This window comes from Azorhizobium caulinodans ORS 571 (assembly GCF_000010525.1).
GTDB lineage: Bacteria > Pseudomonadota > Alphaproteobacteria > Rhizobiales > Xanthobacteraceae > Azorhizobium > Azorhizobium caulinodans.
This window is the reverse complement of the sequence record NC_009937.1, coordinates 297,870-315,244: the sequence shown is the minus strand read 5'-3', so window position 1 is coordinate 315,244 and position 17,375 is coordinate 297,870. Positions and strand designations below refer to the sequence as shown.

The following is a 17,375-nucleotide window of genomic DNA, read 5'->3' as shown; positions in this document are numbered from 1 at the left end:
ACCGATCGAATCTCCCTGTCACGACGGCCCGACGCTAGCACGCCGGACGCCGATAGAAGGGCGCTCCCTTAAACGGCGGCCGGTACCGGCTGGCGCGGCGGCCATTCGCCCCGCGCCTCGATCTCGTCGGCATATTCGGCAACCATGCGCCGGATCAGAGCCTCCAGCCACTCATAGCCGCCGTCGGGGACGCCCGCGCGGCGCACGCTCACGATGGGAAAACCGGGCACCGCGATGGGCATGGGCAGGCGGGCGAGGCCAAAGGTCTCGGCATGCCGTTCGCAGAGTGAATAGGGCACGGCCGCCACCGCATCACTCTGCGCCACGGCATCGAACACGGAGAGGAACAGAGGGAAGGAGGCAACGACCCGGCGGGCAAGGCCAAGCGGCTGCAGCACCCGGTCCACCACGCCGGTGAAGCGACCGGAGAAGGAGACGAGCACGTGGTCGGCGGCGAGATAGCCGGCAAGGTCCAGCGGCGGGAAGCGCGGATGTCCCTTGCGGGCGATGGCGACGAATTCCTCCTCCCAGAGGGTGGAAGCGGCAAATCCGCGCGGTACGCTGGGGAAATGGCCGATGGCCATGTCGATCTCGCCTCGCCGCAGCGCCTCAAGAGCCGCAGCCCCCACGATGAAGCCGAAGGAGAGGCGGGCGTTCGGCGCGTGCTGGGCAAAGCGGTGCGCCAGCGGCCCGGCCAGCACGGTGGAGACGATGTCCGGACCTGCGATGCGGAAGTGCCGCGTGGAGGCGGCAGGATCGAATTCGCCCGGCTCTCCCTTCAGCGCCTGAGAGAGCCGCAGCATCTCCACCACGATGGGCAGCAGCTCGTGGGCGCGGGGCGTCGGGGTCAGGCCGTCCGGCCGGCGCTGGAACAGCGGATCGCCGGTGAGGTCGCGCAGGCGGCGCAGCGCATGGCTGACCGTGGATTGCGTGAGGCCAAGGCGGCGCGCGGCGGCGGTGGTCTGGCCCGTCGCCATCAGCTCCCGGAAGACCAGCAGCAGCGCCCCGTCAAAGCGGCGGATATGGTTGAGATCGATATCCATTCAACGAGTAATTTCATTAGCCCACATATCGGGGCTTGGCCATAGTCCGCCGCGACGGATCGCAACGGGCGCGGTGGGGCATCATGGACATCGCCATTCTGGGAGCAGGTCATCTGGCGCGGCTGGCCGGCGCGCGCTGGCTGCGCGCGGGGCACACCGTGCGCTTCGGCCTCGCGAACCCGGCCTCTGCCGACGTCCCGGCCGGCGAAACACCCGCCCTTCCCTTCGCGGCCGCGGCGGCCGGGGCGCGCGTGCTGCTTCTGGCCCTGCCCTGGTGGGACGTGGAGGGAGCGCTTTCCGCCTGTGCGCCCCACGGCGGCCGGATCATCATCGATGCCACGCACCCGTTGCGCATCGGCGCGGCGGGGCCTGAACTGGCCCTCGATGCCGCCACATCCGGGGCCGAGGTCGTTCAGGCGCTGGCGCCCGACGCGGTGGTCTTCAAGTCGCTCAACGCGCTCAGCGGGCCGGCGCTCGGCCGCATCTCCCACCTGCGGCCCGTGGTGCCGGTGGCCGGCCCGGAGACGCCGGAGCTCGAAACTGTGCGTACGCTCATCATGGATCTCGGCGGCGACCCGCGCCATGCCGGCGATCTCTCGGTCGCCGCCCTGCTGGAAGCGCCCATGCTGGTGCGCCTGCGCCTCGTGCTGGCGGGCCAGCCGCCGGAGGAGGCGGCACGGACGCTGGCAACCGCCGCCTGATTATCGACGTTTACGGGATAATCATTGCCGAAAAAGCTGCATTATCCCGCGAGCGCTGCGGCGCTATCTCTCCTGCATCAAACGGGGCGCCACCAAGGACGCTCCGCCACAGATCAAGGAGACATCCCATGCGTACGATTTCTGCTACCGCCCTCGCCCTTGTTGCCGGCCTTGCCTTCGCTGGTGCCGCCTCGGCCGATGAATATCTGACCAACGCCAATCGCGAGAATTATGCGGCGAGCGCCCAGGGCTTCATCCCGAGCCTGACCGCCCAGCGCGCCGCCAACGAGGCCCTTCTGCCGGCCTCCGCCCAGGGCACGGTCCGCGTGCAGGCTCAGGCCGCCTCCGTCAGCCAGAGCCAGGATCCCCACTGGGGCCCGGCCCTCGAAGGCACGCCCTCCCAGCTCTGAGCGCTGTCCGCTGACCGCCGACTTCTGAGCTGACGGTTATCCATCAATGACGCGGTGCCGCCCGTTGGCGCGGCACCGCCCGGCCTCCCGCCTCGCCGCGCCGGGAGCACCGGCCGCCCCGCGGAGCGACGACAGCTCCGCTCATCTCTTCAGCGCGGCTTTCCTTTCGAACATCCGTTCCGGCCGCCGGCACCGCCGCCCGGACCCGACCATCAGGAGATCATCATGCGTTACGTCAACACGGCTGCCCTCGCCCTTCTCGCCAGCCTCACCTTCGCCGGCGCCGCCTCGGCCGATGAATATCTGACCCGCTCCGTCCGCGAGAATTATGCGGTGAGCGCGCAGGGCTTCATCCCCGGCGTGACCGCCCCGGCCGCCAACACCACCCGCTCCGCGGAAGCCCTGCTGCCCGCCGCAGCCCAGGCGACCTCCGCTCCCAAGGCCGGCTTCCAGATCCTGAACATCCAGGGCCAGTTCAACAGCCCCTCAGTTGACCAGGATCCCCACTGGGGCCCGGCGCAGGCTTGAGGCGAGGCCAGAATTTCGCTCCCGCCTGTGAGGGCAGCGGGAACCCCGGCCTCACCCTGCGGTGAGGCCGGAACGCCCACGGCGGCGGAGCGGTCCTCTCCCCGCTCCGCCGCCGATGTCCGGCAGGCAGAACGACAAAGGGCGCACGGCATCTGCCGTGCGCCCTTTCCGTTTGGGATCGCGGACACTGTCCCCCCGGACGATGCCGTCGTGCCGCCGGTCCGGCCGGAGCCGGAACCGGGCGGGAAGCACGAGCGCCAGCCCCGCAATCCCGAATGCCGGAAGAGACTTCCGGTCGAGGACGTCAGCCGTTGCGGAAGGCGTAGGCGTAGCCGTTGAGGGCCGGGGCGCCGCCGAGGTGGGCGTAGAGCACCTTGGAGCCCTCCGGGAAGTAGCCCTTCTTCACGAGATCGATCATGCCCTGCATGGACTTGCCCTCGTAAACGGGGTCCGTGATCATGCCTTCGAGCTTGGCCGCGAGGCGGATCGCCTCCTTGGTCTCCTCGGAGGGGACGCCATAGGCCGGATAGGCATAGTCCTCGACCAGCACCACATCGTCGGCGGTCAGATCCTGGCCGAGTTCCACCAGATCGGCGGTGCGGCGGGCGATCTCCAGCACCTGCGCCTTGGTCTGGGCGGGGGTGAAGGAGCCGTCGATGCCGATCACGTTGCGGGCGCGGCCGTCAGCGGCAAAGCCGACGAGCATACCCGCATGGGTGGAGCCGGTGACGGTGCACACCACGATATAGTCGAACTTGAAGCCGAGCTCGGCCTCCTGGGCACGCACTTCCTCGGCGAAGCCCACGTAGCCGAGGCCGCCGAACTTGTGCACCGAAGCGCCCGCCGGGATCGGATAGGGCTTGCCGCCCTTGGCCTTCACGTCGGCGATGGCGTCTTCCCAGCTCTTGCGGATGCCGATGTCGAAGCCGTCGTCGCACATCTGCACGTCCGCGCCCATGATGCGCGAGAGCATGATGTTGCCCACCCGGTCATAGACCGCGTCCTCGTGCGGCACCCAGGCTTCCTGCACCAGACGGCACTTGAAGCCGATCTTGGCCGCCACTGCCGCGATCATGCGGGTGTGGTTGGACTGCACGCCGCCGATGGACACCAGCGTATCGGCATTGGAGGCGATCGCATCGGGAATGATGTATTCGAGCTTGCGCAGCTTGTTGCCGCCATAAGCGAGGCCGGAGTTGCAGTCCTCGCGCTTGGCATAGAGCTCCACCTTGCCACCGAGGTGGTCGGTCAGGCGCGAGAGCTTCTCGATGTGGGTCGGGCCGAAGGTGAGGGGATAGCGCTCGAATTTCTTGAGGTTCATGGCAGGTCGTCCGGAAGGAAATTTATGCCAGGAACTCTAGCCGAGACAGGCTGAGAGGTGCTTTCAAAGTTGACGGCGGAACTGCCGCATCTATCTTGCCAGATCGGCCATTTCGTGGAATTTCTTCAGCTCTGACGCAATTTTTCGGAAGATTCTTCCATGGACGAAACGCTCGACCGGATCGACCTCAAGATCCTGCGCCTCCTGCAGGCGAACGGGCGCATGTCCAATGCGGATCTCGCCGAGGCCGTGGCGGTGAGCCCCGCCACCTGCCACCGCCGCACCCAGCGCCTGTTCGAGCAGGGCTATCTCTCCGGCGTGCGGGCGCAGGTGAACCCGCACAAGGTGGAGCGCGGCACACTGGTGATGGTGGGCGTGGTGCTGGACCGATCGACGCCCGAAAGCTTCGGCGAGTTCGAGCGCGCGGTGGCGAAGCTGAAATTCGTGCTCGACTGCCATCTGGTGGCGGGCGACTTCGACTATTTCCTCAAGATCCGGGTGGGCGACATGGCGGACTTCAACCGCATCCACGCCCAGCAGCTCATCGCTCTGCCCAGCGTGCGCCAGACCCGCACCTTCTTCGTGATGAAAGAAGTGGTCGACAACGCGCCGCTGGAGTTTTGAGCCGGCCCGCCCTCTTCGCCGCACAGGCCCAGAACACCGAATGAAGCGGGAGGCCCCGCTCACCCCTCGGCCAGTGACAACACGATGTCCCATTCCTCGTCCGTCACCGGCTGGACGGAGAGGCGGGAGAACTTGATCAGTGCCATGTTCTCGAGGCGCGGCTCGGCCTTGATGGTGGCGAGCGTCACGGGCTTCTTCAGCGCCCGCACGGCTTTGAGGTCCACCATGCCGAACTTGCCGGTGGCATCGGAGGGGTCGGGGTAGAATTCACGGATCACCTCCACGATGCCGACGATCTCCTTGCCCTCGTTCGAGTGGTAGAAGAAGCCCTGGTCGCCCAGCTTCATGGCCTGCAACTGCTGCTTGGCGAGGTGGTTGCGCACGCCGTCCCAGTGGGTGCCCTTGGCGCCCGCCTTCACCTGCTGGTCCCAGGACCATTTGAAGGGTTCGGACTTGTAGAGCCAGTGGGCCATGGGACATCTCCGGGGCGAACGCTTCCGCTCTAGCCGCGCCGGGGCGGCCTTGGCAAGCGGGGGACACGATCGCGCACCGGCAGCTTTCGCGCCGCCACCGGCGCCTCTATGGTCACGCCCATCCGCAGGGAGGGCGTATGGCCTGCCATCGCCGGCCGCCGCCGGCAAGGCCCGCCTTCCGCATGAAGGAGACGTTCCGATGGTTTATGAGTTGGCGGTCCTGCGCATCCACGAGGGCAAGCAGGCTGAGTTCGAGGCCGCCGCGCGGCAGGCGATCCCGCTGTTCCAGCGCGCCAAGGGCTGCTCCGGCATGGAAATCCGCCACTCGGTGGAAACGCCCACCGAATACCACCTCATCGTGAAGTGGGCGACGCTGGAGAACCACACGGTGGATTTCCGCGGCTCCGAGGACTTCCAATCCTGGCGCGCGCTGGTCGGCCCCTTCTTCGCGCAGCCGCCGGAAGTGCAGCATCTGGAAAGCACCTTCGTCGGCTTCTGAGGGGCGCCGCCTTACGCTTTCAAGATCACGGCCCTCCCCGCCGGGGAGGGCTCCCGCCTCAGGCTTCTGCGCGCTGGGGCCTTGCCATCAGGGCTTCGATGGCGCCGTCCACCGAGAGGCGCCCCGAGAGCACCGCATCCACCGCCGCGCAGATTGGCATCTCGACGCCCCGCCCCGCCGCCATGGCCACCAGCGCGCTCGCCGTAAAGGCGCCTTCCGCCAGCTTGCCGCCCTGCGGCACCTCGCCCGTCTGGCCCAGCGCAAGGCCGAAGGCGAAATTGCGGGACTGCGGTCCACCCGCCGTGAGAATCAGATCTCCGAGACCGGAGAGCCCGGTGAGCGTATCGGGCTGCGCGCCGAAGGCCCGGCCGAAGCGTTGAAGCTCCGCGAAGCCCCGCGCCGTGAGCGCCGCACCCGCGCTGGCACCGAGCCGGCGGCCGGCGACGATGCCGGCAGCGATGGCCAGCACATTTTTCGCCGCGCCGCCGATCTCCACCCCACGCACGTCACTGGAATGATAGAGCCGGAAGGTGGAGGAGCCGAGCGCCGCCGCCAGCGTTTCCGCCAGCGCGCCATCTTCTCCCGCCAGCGTCACGGCCGTGGGCAGGCCGCGGGCCACGTCGTCCGCGAAGCTTGGGCCGGAGAGCACCATGGGCCGGGCGGCGGGAGCGGCGGCGCGGATCACGTCGGTCATGAAGGCGGCGGTGCCGCGCTCGATGCCCTTGGCGCAGGAGACGAGCGGCGTGCCCGCCGCAAGCAGCGGCGCCAGTTCGCCGGACACCGCCCGGCACACCTGCGCCGGCACCACCAGCAGCACGGCTTCACAGGCGGCCGCCTCGCGCAGATCGGCGGTGGGCGTGACGCCCGCCTCCAGCGCAATGCCCGGCAGGCCGCGCGCATTCTCGCGCCGGGCCGCCATCTCGGCCACCTGCGCGGGATCGCGGCTCCACAGCTTCACGGCGCGGCCGGCGCGGGCCGCCACATTGGCGAGCGCGGTGCCCCAGGCGCCCGCGCCCACGACACCGATGCGGTCGAACGCACTCATGCTTCACTCGGGAGGTTCATCATCAGGCGCGGGGCGTGATGGGCGCGGGATCGAGCGGCCAGCGGGCGCGCGGACTCAGGTCCAGCGGATCGGTGAGGCCACGCGACAGGCGCTCGGCCCCGGCCCAGGCGATCATCGCCCCGTTGTCCGTGCACAGGACGGGTGGCGGCACGGCAAGCCGGGTGCCGATGTCGGACGCGGTCTTATTGAGGGCGTTGCGGATGGCGCCATTGGCCGCGACGCCGCCCGCCACCACAAGCGCGGTGGGCCCGGAGCCGAGCCGCTCGCGGAAGAAGCGGGCGCCGGCCTTCACCCGGTCCATGATCACATCCACCACCGCCGCCTGGAAGCTGGCGCAGAGGTCGGCCACGTCCTGATCGGAGAGCGGGGCGAGGCGATCCGCCTCCAGCCGCACGGCGGTCTTGAGGCCGGAGAGCGAGAAATCCGGCTCGCGCCGGCCGGCCATGGGGCGGGGAAAAGCGAAGCGCTGGGGATCGCCGAGGGCCGCCTGCCGCTCCACCTCCGGCCCGCCGGGGTACGGCAGGCTCAGCATCTTCGCCACCTTGTCGAAGGCCTCGCCAATGGCGTCGTCCAGCGTGGTGCCGATGCGGCGATACTTGCCCACATCCTCGACGGCCAGAAGCTGGGTGTGGCCGCCGGAGACCAGCAGCAGCAGATAGGGAAAGGCCACGCCATCGGTAAGGCGGGCGGTGAGTGCATGGGCTTCCAGATGGTTCACCGCCACCAGAGGTCGGCGGGCGGCGAGCGAGATGGACTTGGCGGTGGTCAGGCCCACGATGACCCCACCGATGAGGCCGGGGCCGGCGGCGGCGGCGATGCCGGAAAGGTCGGAGAAGGCGACACCCGCGTCCGCCATGGCCTGGGCGATCACATGGTCCAGCACCTCCACATGGGCGCGCGCGGCAATCTCGGGCACCACGCCGCCATAAGGCGAGTGGTCCTCGATCTGCGAGCGCACCACGTTGGAGAGGATGTCGCCCGCGCCGGACGGCGAGCGCGACACCACCGATGCTGCGGTCTCGTCGCACGTGGTCTCAATGCCGAGCACCAGAAGATCAGCCACGCTCTCTCGCCTCCTCAAGGTCCGGATGGGCATTCCGCCCCGGCCCCGCTCTGCACTGGCCTAGCCGGACTGCCAGACCTGATAAATCCGTGAGCGTCCGGCATGAAACCGCGCCTCACGCCCAGCGACGCCGTTCTGCCCCCTCCCTGCCCTCCCCCGCAAGCGGGAGAGGGTTCCCCGTTCCGCAAGCGACGACCGTTCGGCCACGGCCTGAATGCCTTGAGCCGATACCCCGCCAAAGCGCCACAGGCCCCCTCTCCCGCTTGCGGGGGAGGGTTGGGGAGAGGGCGAACGCGCGATCCGCTGGCGCTATCCCGCCTCCGGCAGAACCCGGACTGGACCCGCTGCGCACCCGCCATTACATGGACCCTGAACCTGCGCGTGCAAGCAAGGCGCCGGAACGCCGCGCTATCTTGTTGCGATTCCGGCTATCATTGTACGCGCCCCCGACACAAGACGCGATGCCGCAAGCCTGATGCCCGATCCGAACGCTCCCTTCGCCCCGCGCCTCGCCATCGGCACCCGCGGCAGCCCGCTCGCGCTCTGGCAGGCCCATGCGGTGCGCGACGCCCTCGCCGCCGCGCTGGCGCGTCCCGTGGAGAGCATCTCCATCACGGTCATCCGCACCTCGGGCGACAGCATTCAGGACCGCGCCCTGTCAGAAGCCGGCGGCAAGGGCCTGTTCACCAAGGAGATCGAGGAGCAGCTCCTCGACGGGCGCATCGACCTCGCGGTCCATTCCGCCAAGGACATGGCCACCGCTTTGCCCGACGGCCTGTTCCTCTCCGGCTTCCTGCCGCGCGCCGATGTGCGCGACGCTTTGATCCTGCGCGAGGGCAAGAGCCTCGCGGACCTGCCCGCCGGCGCGCGCATCGGCACCGCCTCGCTCCGGCGCGAAGCCCAGTTGCGGCGGCTGCGGCCGGACCTCGACGTGTCGCTGCTACGGGGCAATGTCCACACGCGCCTCGCCAAGGTGCGCGAAGGCACGTTCGATGGCACGCTGCTGGCGCTCGCCGGCCTCACCCGCCTCGGCCTCGCCCATGAGGCGAGCGCGGTTCTGGACACGGACGCTTTCCTGCCCGCCGTGGGCCAAGGGGCGGTGGCCATCGAGAGCCGTGTCGGGGATGAGGCCACCAACGGCGCCATTGCCGCCATCGCCTGCCGGGCCACCGGCATCGCGCTCGCGGCCGAGCGGGCGCTGCTGACCGCGCTGGATGGCTCCTGCCGCACGCCCATCGGCGGGCTCGCCACCGTGGAAGGCGACATGGTGCGCCTGCGCGGCCTCATTCTCTCGCCCGATGGGCGGGATGCCGCCGAGGCGGACGAGACGGCCCCGGTCTCTGACGCCGCCCGGCTGGGCGCGGACATGGGCGCGCGGTTGCGCGCGACGGCTCCCGCCCGCGCGCTGGGGCTCTAGGGCGTGCGCCTGCTCGTGACCCGCCCGCAACCGGGCGCCGGCGACACCGCCCGGCGTCTTGCGGCGCTGGGTCACGATGCGATCGTGGACCCCATGCTGCGGGTGGCGCAAACCCACGCGCCTTTACCCACCGGCGATTTCACTGCCATCGCCTTCACCAGCGTGAATGGCGTGAAGGCGCTTGCCGCCCACGCGGAGAAGACCCGTGTACGGCATCTGCCCGCCTTCGCCGTGGGCAGCCGCACCGCCCAGGCCGCCCGCGCGGCCGGCTTCGCGGACGTGACCGACTGCGCCGGCGATGTGATCGCGCTCGGCACGGCACTCAAGGCCCTGCCACCGGGCAGCCGCGTGCTCCATGCGGCAGGCGCGGAGCGGGCGGGCGATCTGGAAGGCGACCTCGCGCCGGCCGGCATCAGCCTCGCCCTTGCGGTTCTCTACCGCACCCTCCCCGCCGATCAGCTCGCGCCGGAGACGCTCGCCGCCCTCAAGAGCGGCGCGGTCGCGGCCGCGCTCCATTATTCCGCCCGCACGGTGGAGAGCCTGCTGGAGGCCACCGCACGCGGGGACGTGACCGGACCCTTTCTTGCGCTGCGGCAGTTATGCCTGTCCCATGCGGTGGCGGCCCCGCTGCGGGCGCTGGGGGCGACAACAGAGGTCTCACAAACTCCCGATGAGGACGCGCTGCTGACTTTGCTATAAGGCTTCTAGGAAACGTGCCGTTCGCTCAGCGAAGGCGGATGAAACAAGGTGGTGAGCGGGCGCCGGCCGCCCCGAAGCCGCCTGAATCAGAGCGACGGATCAGCTTTCCGGCGGTCCGGACCCAACTGGCGGCGAGGAGGCCCATGGCGAGCAAGAACCCCACCTCCAAGGCAGCGGCGGAGGCTTCCTCCAAGGCGGACGATGCGCCGAAGGCGCCGCAGCCGGAGACCTCGGCGCCCGAAACCGCAGCCGCCCCCGTTTCCGCGCCGGAGCCCGTGACGCTGGAAGAAACCGCCGCGCCCGACACGCCCCCCAAAGTGGAAGCCGCGGCGTCCGCCGAAGCCGCTTCCTCCGCGAGCGCACCCGTCAGCCCCGCCGAGGCCGCGGCGCGCGACATGGTGGTCGAGCCCGACGCCTATGAGGAGGCCGACGCCGCCGAACCGCCGATCCCGGTTGTGCGCGCGCCCCGCCCCTCGCCCTTCGTACCCATTCTCTCGGGCGCGCTCGCCGGCGCCGTGGTTGCGGTGGCGGCCGCGTGGGTCTTTACCCATTATGTGCCTCCGCCTGCGCAGGGCGTCTCCGGCGGCCGGCTGGATGCGCTGGAAATCGACGTGGCGCGCGACCGCGCCGCGGCGACACAGCGGATCGAGAAGATCGAAGCCGCGCTGCGTGCCCAGTCCCCCGCGCAGGATCTCCAGCCGATCGCCTCCGGCCTTGCAAAGGCCACCAGCGATATCGCCGCGCTCCGGGCCGAACAGCAGAAGCTCGCGGCCGCCCTGCAATCGGGCGTCGATGCGGCGAAGGCGCAGGCGGGCGATCTGCGCTCGGCCGTGGATGCCGCGCAGAAGAAGCTCGAGACGCTCGCCACCACAACGCAGGCGCTCGACCGCGCGTCTGCCTCGGTGGCCGTGCTCGCCGTGCTGCGCGACGCCATCGTCTCCGGACGTCCCTTCGCTACGGAGCTGGAGGCCGCCCGTGCGGTCGCCGGACCGAAGGCCGCCACGCTCGATCCCTTCGCCAGTGCTGCCGGCCGGGGCTATGGCTCCACCGCCGCCCTCGCCAAGCGTCTCTCTGATGAGGGCGCGACCGCACTCGCGGGCGAAGCCTCCACCGGCCCCACGGGCAGCGGCGTCGTGAACCGCCTGCTCTCGGGCGCGGAAAGCCTCGTGCGGGTCACGCCGCCCGGCGGCACCAGCGCTGCCCCTTCCGAGGAGACGCTCCAGAAGGCGGTGGCTACCCTTCAGGCCGGCGATGCTGATGGCGCGCTCGCCGCGCTGGCGACGCTGCCGGAGGGCGCGCGCCAGAAGCTCCAGCCGGTGGTGAGCGCCATTCAAGGCCGGCGGGATGCCGCCAATGCCGCCTCCGCCCTGTTCCAGCAGGCGCTCGCCGCCATTTCCGGGAAGACGCCGTGATTCGCCTCGTTCTCTTCCTCATCGTCCTTGCCGCCATCGCCTTCGGCGCCTCCTGGCTCGCGGACCGGCCCGGCGAGATGCTCGTGGTCTGGCAGGGCTGGCGCATCGAGACCACGGTGCCCGTGGCGCTGGCCGCGCTCGCCGCTTTCAGCGTGGCGCTGCTCATCGTCTGGCACCTCGGCGCCCTCCTGCTGCGTTCGCCGCGCATGATCGCGACATTCTCCCGCCGCCGCCGGCGCGAGAAGGGCTGGGCGGCCGTCTCGCGCGGGCTCGTCGCCATCGGCTCGGGGGATCTGGACGCCGCCCGCCGCGCCCGCGCCGAGGCGCTGCGCTATCTGCCGAAGGAGCCCCTGACCCAGTTGCTCGCCGCCCAGTCGGCGCAGGCCACGGGCCATCAGGACGATGCGCTGCGCACCTTCCGCACCATGCTGGATACGCCGGACACCCGCCTGCTCGGCCTGCGGGGCCTGCACATGGAAGCCCGCCGCTCCGGCGACATCGCTGCCGCGCGAATGCTGGCGGAGGAAGCCGCCAACCAGTCTCCGGCGCTCACCTGGGCGGCGGATGCGGTGATCGAGGCCCGCTGCGGCGAGGGCGATTATGCCGGCGCCCGCGAGGTGCTGGAAAAGCAGATGGCCCATCGCGGTATCGACAAGCTCCAGTATCGCCGCCGCCGCGCCGTGCTGTTGGCCGCAGAGGCGCTGGCGCTGGAACAGACCGACCCGCCGGTGGCCCGTGAGCGCGCGGTGGAGGCGGTGCGCCTCGCCCCGACGTTGGTGCCGGCCGCCGCCGTCGCGGGCCGCCTGCTTGGCGCCAATGGCGAGCTGCGCAAGGCCACCAAGATCGTCGAGACCGCTTATGCGTCAACGCCCCATCCCGAGCTGGCGCAGGTCGCGGCGCACCTGCGCCCCGGCGATGCCGCCCTCGACCGGCTGAAGCGCATCCGCACCTTGGCGGCCAAGGCGCCCGATCATGCGGAAAGCCTGATCGCGCTTGCCCACGCCACCATCGATGCCAACGAGTTCGCCGAGGCTCGCGCCCTGCTCCAGCGCCTTTCCGCCGAGCCCACCCAGCGGGTGTGCCTGCTGATGGCGGAGCTGGAAGCCTCCGAGCATGAGGACGTGGGCAAGGCCCGCGAATGGGCCGCCCGCGCCCTGCGCGCCCCGCGCGATCCGGCCTGGATTGCGGACGGGCGGGTGTTCGATGCCTGGGCGCCGGTCTCCCCCGTCACCGGCAAGCTCGACGCCTTCGTCTGGGCGGTGCCGCCGGGCGTCTCCGCAACGCCGGTTCTGGAGCACGAGGCCGAGCGCGTGCGCCTCGCCATCGCGGCCATCCGCGAGAAGGAGGAGGCCCGCCGGGAACTCGCCCGCGCCGCAGAGCTGGAGAAGCTCGCCGCCAGCGAGGCCGTGGCGGAGGCGGACGCCAAGCGGCGCATGGCGGAGACCGAAGCCGCCGCTGCCGAGCTCAAGACGCCGGAGAAGCCCGACGCCCCGCCGGTGATCGCACTGCCCCCGCTCCCCGACGACCCCGGCCCCACCGGCGAGCCGGACCCGGTGGCCGCTGCCCCGGTGCGCAAGCGCATGTTCGGGCTCTGACGGTTCCGGCGCGGCGGGCTCCGCCGCGCCACGCCCTGCGCCGGAATGGCACAGGTTTGACCGGCCGCGGGGCTGCAGCGCCGGTTGCAGCCTTGTGGCGCCTGACGCCCGATGCTATGCGGCGCCCATGACCGCGACCGCTCAGAAGAACATCCGCAACTTTTCCATCGTCGCCCATATCGACCATGGGAAATCGACCCTCGCCGACCGCCTGATCCAGCTTACGGGCGGGCTCTCCGAGCGCGAGATGTCGGACCAGGTGCTCGACAATATGGACATCGAGCGCGAGCGCGGCATCACCATCAAGGCCCAGACCGTTCGCCTCTCCTACAAGGCGCAGGACGGCGAGACCTATACGCTGAACCTCATCGACACCCCCGGGCACGTGGACTTCGCCTATGAGGTGAGCCGTTCGCTCGCCGCCGTGGAAGGCTCGCTGCTGGTGGTGGACGCCTCGCAGGGGGTCGAGGCGCAGACGCTCGCCAACGTCTATCAGGCCATCGACAACAATCACGACATCGTCCCGGTCCTCAACAAGATCGACCTGCCGGCGGCCGAGCCGGAGAAGGTGAAGAGCCAGATCGAGGACGTGATCGGCCTCGATGCCTCCAACGCCATCGGCATCTCGGCCAAGACCGGCCTCAACATCGACCAGGTGCTGGAAGCCATCGTCACCCGCCTGCCCGCCCCCGTGGGTGACCGCGAGGCGCCGCTGAAGGCGCTGCTGGTGGACAGCTGGTACGACACCTATCTCGGCGTCGTCGTGCTGGTGCGCATCATCGACGGCGTGCTGAAGAAGGGCATGCGCATCAAGATGATGGGCGCGGATGCCGTCTATGACGTGGACCGCGTGGGCGTGTTCACGCCCAAGATGGTGGCCATGGAGAGCCTCGGCCCCGGCGAGATCGGCTTCCTCAACGGCTCCATCAAGGAAGTGGCGGACACCCGCGTCGGCGACACGATCACCGACGACAAGCGCCCAACGAGCGAGGCGCTGCCGGGCTTCAAGCCGGCCCAGCCGGTGGTGTTCTGCGGCCTCTTCCCCGTGGACGCGGCGGACTTCGAGGACCTGCGCGCCGCCATGGGCAAGCTGCGCCTCAACGACGCCAGCTTCTCCTTCGAGATGGAAACCTCGGCGGCGCTGGGCTTCGGCTTTCGCTGCGGCTTCCTCGGACTGCTGCATCTGGAGATCATCCAGGAGCGCCTGTCGCGCGAGTTCAACCTCGACCTTATCGCCACCGCGCCGTCGGTCATCTACCAGATGGAGCTGACGGACGGCTCGACCATCGATCTGCACAACCCGGCCGACATGCCGGACGTGGTGAAGATCGAGGAAATCCGCGAGCCCTGGATCCGCGCCACCATCATGACGCCGGACGATTATCTCGGCGCGGTGCTGAAGCTCTGCCAGGACCGGCGCGGCAACCAGATCGAGCTGACCTATGTGGGCGCGCGCGCCATGGTCACCTACGACCTGCCGCTGAACGAAGTGGTGTTCGACTTCTACGACAAGCTGAAGTCGATCTCGAAGGGCTACGCCTCCTTCGACTACAACATCACCGACTATCGCCCCGGCGAACTGGTGAAGATGTCCATCCTCGTCAATGGCGAGCCGGTGGACGCGCTGTCCATGCTGGTCCACCGCACGCGGGCGGAGTTCCGTGGCCGGGCCATGTGCGAGAAGCTGAAGGACCTCATCCCGCAGCACCTGTTCAACATCCCGATCCAGGCCGCCATCGGCGCCAAGGTGATCGCGCGCGAGACCATCAAGGCCCTGCGCAAGGACGTGACGGCGAAGTGCTACGGCGGCGACGTCTCGCGCAAGCGCAAGCTTCTGGACAAGCAGAAGGAAGGCAAGAAGAAGATGCGCCAGTTCGGCAAGGTGGAGATTCCGCAGGAAGCCTTCATCGCCGCGCTGAAGATGGACGACTGAGGCCTGGTCTCGGTCAGCGGATCTCGCCCTTCGCGGTTCCGTCATCTGAGCGCGTTACCGTCGTGCGCTTGGTGCTGGGCCGGTTCGCGGCTTAAGCTCGGGCCTGCGGGCGGCGGGGGCGGCGGCCGACGCCGCGATGCGCCTTGCCGCCGGCCCGAGGCTCCATGCCCAGAACCCTGTCCCTGCGCGAGCTGCATGCGGAAACCCATCTCGTCTCGCGCATCGGCTGGCTGCGCGCCGCCGTGCTCGGCGCCAATGACGGCATCGTCTCCACCGCCAGCCTGATCGTCGGTGTCGCCGCCGCTTCCGCCGGGCGCAACGAGATCCTGCTGGCTGGCCTCGCGGGCCTCGTGGCGGGCGCCATGTCCATGGCGGCGGGCGAATATGTCTCCGTCTCCTCCCAGTCCGACACCGAGGCGGCCGAACTCGCCCGCGAGCGGCGGGAGCTCGCCGCCGATTTCCAGGGAGAGGTCGGGGAGCTGGCCAGCATCTATGAGGAGCGCGGCGTCGAACCCGCGCTGGCCCGGCAGGTGGCCGAGCAGCTCATGAAGAAGGACGCGCTCGTCGCCCATGCCCGCGACGAGCTGGGCATCTCGGAACTCACCACCGCCCGGCCCATCCAGGCGGCAGTCGCCTCGGCGGCCTGCTTCAGCATCGGCGCCGTGCTGCCGCTGCTGCTCGCCATGCTCGCCCCGGCTTCCGTGCGGGTGGCGCTGGTCTCGGGCGGCTCGCTGGTGTTCCTCGCCGTGCTCGGCGTGATCGCCGCGAAGGCCGGCGGCGCGCCGGTGCTCAAGGCCACCCTGCGCGTCACCGTCTGGGGGGCGCTGGCCATGGCGGCGACCGCCGGCATCGGCGTGCTGTTCGGCGTCGCCGCCTGAAGTCGGTGCGATTGAAAGATCACGGCGCAGCCGCGGCGGGCGGCTGTGCCGCGCTTCTCACCAGAGGCCCAGCACCTTCCACCAGAGATTGCCGACCACCGCATAGATCAGCAGCTCGATCACGCACATGACGAAGCCGACCCGCCACCACAGGCCGAGGCCCACATAGCCCGAGCCGAAGATGATGGGCGAGGTGCCGGTGGCATAATGGGTGAGCGTCATCATGATGGCCGAGCCCGACGCCATCATCAGCAGGAAGGGGATGTGGAAGTCCGGCGGCACGATCTGCAGGCCCACCGTGAGGAAGGCCAGCATCATGGCGCTGATGTGGGCGGTCGTGCTGGCAAAGAAGTAGTGCGAGAAGACGAAGCACAGCACCAGCAGCGCCGCCGCCGGCTGCCAGCCCATGCCGGACGCCAGGATGCCGCTCTTCAGCAGGTTGGAGAACCAGGCGATGACGCCGGTCTTGTTGAGCTGCTCGGCCATCATCACCAGCGCGCCGAACCAGATCAGCGTGTCCCATGCGCTCTTCTCGGAGAGCACGTCGTCCCAGTCGATGGTGCCGGTGATGATGAGGGCGAACAGGCCGAGGAAGGCGACGGCGGTCGGGTCGAGCTCGAAGGCCTTGCCGAAGATCATGGCGGGCACGTTCGCCCACAGCACCAGCAGCAGCAGGAAGGTGCCGATCATCACCCACTCGCCGCCGGAGAGCGCGCCCATGCGCTTCAGCTCGCCGCGAGCATAATCCACCGCGTCGGGGGTCGCCTTCACCTCCGGCGGGGACAGGAGGGCGATGGCGAGCGGCATCAGCAGCAGGCAGACGAGACCCGGCAGCAGCATGTAGAGCGCCCAGGACGTCCAGGTGAGGTGGAAGCTCTGGTTGGTGACCTTCGCCACATAGTCCACCACCAGCGGATTGGGCGCGGTGGCGGTGATGAACATGCCCGAGGTGATGGGATTGGCATGCATGTTCACCAGCGCCAGATAGGTGCCCATCTTGCGCTCGGTGCCCTTGGCCGGGTCGGAGCCGAAGGCGCCGGCGATGGACTTCATGATGGGGTGGACGATGCCGCCACCGCGCGCCGTGTTGCTGGGCGTGAAGGGCGCAAGCACCAGCTCGCAGACCGCAAGGCCATAGCCGATGCCGATGGTCCGCCGCCCCAGCAGCGCGATGAAGAGGAGGCCGATGCGGCTGCCCAGCCCCGTCTTCTTGAGCCCCCGCGAAATGAAGATGGCCACCACGATCAGCCAGATGAGCGGATTGGACAGGCTGGCAAGGGCGTCAGCGATGGCGGCCTTGGACGAGGTGGCGGTGACCTGCGAGAGCGCCACGATGGTCATCGCCATCATGGCCATCACGCCGATGGGCATCACCTTGAGGATGATGGCGACGATGGTGGTGAGGAAGATGGCCACCAGCGCCCACGCCTTCGGCGTCAGGCCGGCCGGAACGGGCAGCAGCAGCAGGGTGAAGAGCACCAGCGTGGTGATGATGGCCGGCTTGATGCGGAAGGGCACCACCCTGGCAAAATAGGCAAACAGACCACGCACGCGTTCGATCATCTCAAAACCCCGGCACATCGCGCGCCGATGATCGGCAACGCTCGTTGCAGTCTCAGGTTTTCATCTCTCACGGCGGGGCGCCAAGGCCTGCGTCAATTTTCACAGCGCAAACCATGCAATTCGCGCACGGCAGCCGCGCGCGGAGCCCGG

Annotated in this window: 17 protein-coding genes; 11 read left to right on the top strand and 6 right to left on the bottom strand. The window is 69.5% G+C overall.

From position 1 onward, the window contains the following. Positions 1-68: 68 nt before the first annotated feature. Entirely contained in the window at positions 69-1,043 is a 975-nt protein-coding gene (locus AZC_RS01375) for a LysR family transcriptional regulator (protein WP_012168802.1), read from the bottom strand. A gap of 83 nt (positions 1,044-1,126) precedes the next feature. On the opposite strand from AZC_RS01375, the gene AZC_RS01370 reads away from it, so the two are divergent. The 3 genes from AZC_RS01370 to AZC_RS01360 all read left to right on the top strand — a co-directional run bounded on the left by AZC_RS01370 (position 1,127) and on the right by AZC_RS01360 (position 2,682). Then, on the top strand, positions 1,127-1,744 hold the full coding sequence (locus tag AZC_RS01370; protein ID WP_012168801.1) for an NADPH-dependent F420 reductase: 618 nt from the start codon (positions 1,127-1,129) through the stop codon (positions 1,742-1,744). Positions 1,745-1,872: 128 nt separating this feature from the next. Then, positions 1,873-2,154, top strand: coding sequence for a hypothetical protein (locus AZC_RS24200; protein ID WP_012168800.1), 282 nt, complete (start codon positions 1,873-1,875; stop codon positions 2,152-2,154). Between the two features lie 225 nt (positions 2,155-2,379). Continuing rightward, positions 2,380-2,682, top strand: a complete 303-nt coding sequence (locus tag AZC_RS01360; protein WP_043878748.1) for a hypothetical protein — start codon at positions 2,380-2,382, stop codon at positions 2,680-2,682. Positions 2,683-2,986: 304 nt separating this feature from the next. Here the strand turns inward: AZC_RS01360 and AZC_RS01355 are convergent, their stop codons facing one another. Further along, a complete protein-coding gene (locus AZC_RS01355; protein ID WP_012168798.1) occupies positions 2,987-4,003 on the bottom strand; it encodes a 1-aminocyclopropane-1-carboxylate deaminase in 1,017 nt (338 codons plus the stop codon). 159 nt (positions 4,004-4,162) lie between these two features. Here AZC_RS01355 and AZC_RS01350 point away from each other — a divergent pair, with 159 nt between their 5' ends. Beyond that, the gene (locus AZC_RS01350) at positions 4,163-4,627 is read left to right on the top strand and encodes an Lrp/AsnC family transcriptional regulator (protein ID WP_012168797.1); all 465 of its coding nucleotides are present in this window, start codon (positions 4,163-4,165) and stop codon (positions 4,625-4,627) included. 59 nt (positions 4,628-4,686) lie between these two features. Here the strand turns inward: AZC_RS01350 and AZC_RS01345 are convergent, their stop codons facing one another. Further along, entirely contained in the window at positions 4,687-5,100 is a 414-nt protein-coding gene (locus AZC_RS01345) for an EVE domain-containing protein (protein WP_012168796.1), read from the bottom strand. A gap of 199 nt (positions 5,101-5,299) precedes the next feature. Between AZC_RS01345 and AZC_RS01340 the strand changes: the two genes are divergently transcribed. Further along, the gene (locus tag AZC_RS01340; protein ID WP_012168795.1) at positions 5,300-5,599 is read left to right on the top strand and encodes an antibiotic biosynthesis monooxygenase family protein; all 300 of its coding nucleotides are present in this window, start codon (positions 5,300-5,302) and stop codon (positions 5,597-5,599) included. 58 nt (positions 5,600-5,657) lie between these two features. Here AZC_RS01340 and AZC_RS01335 read toward each other — a convergent pair whose 3' ends face one another. Together AZC_RS01335 and tsaD are read right to left on the bottom strand one after the other, a co-directional pair. Continuing rightward, the gene (locus AZC_RS01335) at positions 5,658-6,644 is read right to left on the bottom strand and encodes an NAD(P)H-dependent glycerol-3-phosphate dehydrogenase (protein WP_012168794.1); all 987 of its coding nucleotides are present in this window, start codon (positions 6,642-6,644) and stop codon (positions 5,658-5,660) included. A gap of 22 nt (positions 6,645-6,666) precedes the next feature. Continuing rightward, positions 6,667-7,761, bottom strand: coding sequence for a tRNA (adenosine(37)-N6)-threonylcarbamoyltransferase complex transferase subunit TsaD (tsaD, locus tag AZC_RS01330; RefSeq protein ID WP_012168793.1), 1,095 nt, complete (start codon positions 7,759-7,761; stop codon positions 6,667-6,669). Positions 7,762-8,203: 442 nt separating this feature from the next. On the opposite strand from tsaD, the gene hemC reads away from it, so the two are divergent. The 6 genes from hemC to AZC_RS01300 all read left to right on the top strand — a co-directional run bounded on the left by hemC (position 8,204) and on the right by AZC_RS01300 (position 15,662). Beyond that, on the top strand, positions 8,204-9,145 hold the full coding sequence (hemC, locus tag AZC_RS01325) for a hydroxymethylbilane synthase (RefSeq protein WP_012168792.1): 942 nt from the start codon (positions 8,204-8,206) through the stop codon (positions 9,143-9,145). A 3-nt stretch (positions 9,146-9,148) separates the two neighbouring features. After that, positions 9,149-9,844 carry a uroporphyrinogen-III synthase gene (locus AZC_RS01320; RefSeq protein ID WP_012168791.1) on the top strand — a complete coding sequence of 232 codons (696 nt, stop codon included), beginning with the start codon at positions 9,149-9,151 and terminating at the stop codon, positions 9,842-9,844. A gap of 143 nt (positions 9,845-9,987) precedes the next feature. Beyond that, positions 9,988-11,256, top strand: a complete 1,269-nt coding sequence (locus AZC_RS01315; protein WP_043878747.1) for a hypothetical protein — start codon at positions 9,988-9,990, stop codon at positions 11,254-11,256. Beyond that, positions 11,253-12,851 carry a heme biosynthesis protein HemY gene (locus tag AZC_RS01310; protein WP_012168789.1) on the top strand — a complete coding sequence of 533 codons (1,599 nt, stop codon included), beginning with the start codon at positions 11,253-11,255 and terminating at the stop codon, positions 12,849-12,851. The genes AZC_RS01315 and AZC_RS01310 overlap by 4 nt, the downstream gene beginning before the upstream one ends. Before the next feature lie 127 nt (positions 12,852-12,978). Further along, positions 12,979-14,784, top strand: coding sequence for a translation elongation factor 4 (gene lepA, locus AZC_RS01305; RefSeq protein ID WP_043878746.1), 1,806 nt, complete (start codon positions 12,979-12,981; stop codon positions 14,782-14,784). A gap of 164 nt (positions 14,785-14,948) precedes the next feature. After that, complete coding sequence (locus AZC_RS01300) at positions 14,949-15,662, top strand: VIT1/CCC1 transporter family protein (protein WP_173362961.1); 714 nt, start codon at positions 14,949-14,951, stop codon at positions 15,660-15,662. A 57-nt stretch (positions 15,663-15,719) separates the two neighbouring features. Here the strand turns inward: AZC_RS01300 and AZC_RS01295 are convergent, their stop codons facing one another. Continuing rightward, on the bottom strand, positions 15,720-17,225 hold the full coding sequence (locus tag AZC_RS01295; RefSeq protein ID WP_043879901.1) for a DASS family sodium-coupled anion symporter: 1,506 nt from the start codon (positions 17,223-17,225) through the stop codon (positions 15,720-15,722). Positions 17,226-17,375: the final 150 nt, after the last annotated feature.

What these genes read in the sequence shown, in the direction of transcription:
- AZC_RS01375 (WP_012168802.1), bottom strand. Translation starts at nt 1,043, where the DNA reads ATGGATATCGATCTCAACCATATCCGCCGCTTTGACGGGGCGCTGCTG.
- AZC_RS01370 (WP_012168801.1), top strand. Translation starts at nt 1,127, where the DNA reads ATGGACATCGCCATTCTGGGAGCAGGTCATCTGGCGCGGCTGGCCGGC.
- AZC_RS24200 (WP_012168800.1), top strand. Translation starts at nt 1,873, where the DNA reads ATGCGTACGATTTCTGCTACCGCCCTCGCCCTTGTTGCCGGCCTTGCC.
- AZC_RS01360 (WP_043878748.1), top strand. Translation starts at nt 2,380, where the DNA reads ATGCGTTACGTCAACACGGCTGCCCTCGCCCTTCTCGCCAGCCTCACC.
- AZC_RS01355 (WP_012168798.1), bottom strand. Translation starts at nt 4,003, where the DNA reads ATGAACCTCAAGAAATTCGAGCGCTATCCCCTCACCTTCGGCCCGACC.
- AZC_RS01350 (WP_012168797.1), top strand. Translation starts at nt 4,163, where the DNA reads ATGGACGAAACGCTCGACCGGATCGACCTCAAGATCCTGCGCCTCCTG.
- AZC_RS01345 (WP_012168796.1), bottom strand. Translation starts at nt 5,100, where the DNA reads ATGGCCCACTGGCTCTACAAGTCCGAACCCTTCAAATGGTCCTGGGAC.
- AZC_RS01340 (WP_012168795.1), top strand. Translation starts at nt 5,300, where the DNA reads ATGGTTTATGAGTTGGCGGTCCTGCGCATCCACGAGGGCAAGCAGGCT.
- AZC_RS01335 (WP_012168794.1), bottom strand. Translation starts at nt 6,644, where the DNA reads ATGAGTGCGTTCGACCGCATCGGTGTCGTGGGCGCGGGCGCCTGGGGC.
- tsaD (WP_012168793.1), bottom strand. Translation starts at nt 7,761, where the DNA reads ATGCCCATCCGGACCTTGAGGAGGCGAGAGAGCGTGGCTGATCTTCTG.
- hemC (WP_012168792.1), top strand. Translation starts at nt 8,204, where the DNA reads ATGCCCGATCCGAACGCTCCCTTCGCCCCGCGCCTCGCCATCGGCACC.
- AZC_RS01315 (WP_043878747.1), top strand. Translation starts at nt 9,988, where the DNA reads ATGGCGAGCAAGAACCCCACCTCCAAGGCAGCGGCGGAGGCTTCCTCC.
- lepA (WP_043878746.1), top strand. Translation starts at nt 12,979, where the DNA reads ATGACCGCGACCGCTCAGAAGAACATCCGCAACTTTTCCATCGTCGCC.
- AZC_RS01300 (WP_173362961.1), top strand. Translation starts at nt 14,949, where the DNA reads ATGCCCAGAACCCTGTCCCTGCGCGAGCTGCATGCGGAAACCCATCTC.
- AZC_RS01295 (WP_043879901.1), bottom strand. Translation starts at nt 17,225, where the DNA reads ATGATCGAACGCGTGCGTGGTCTGTTTGCCTATTTTGCCAGGGTGGTG.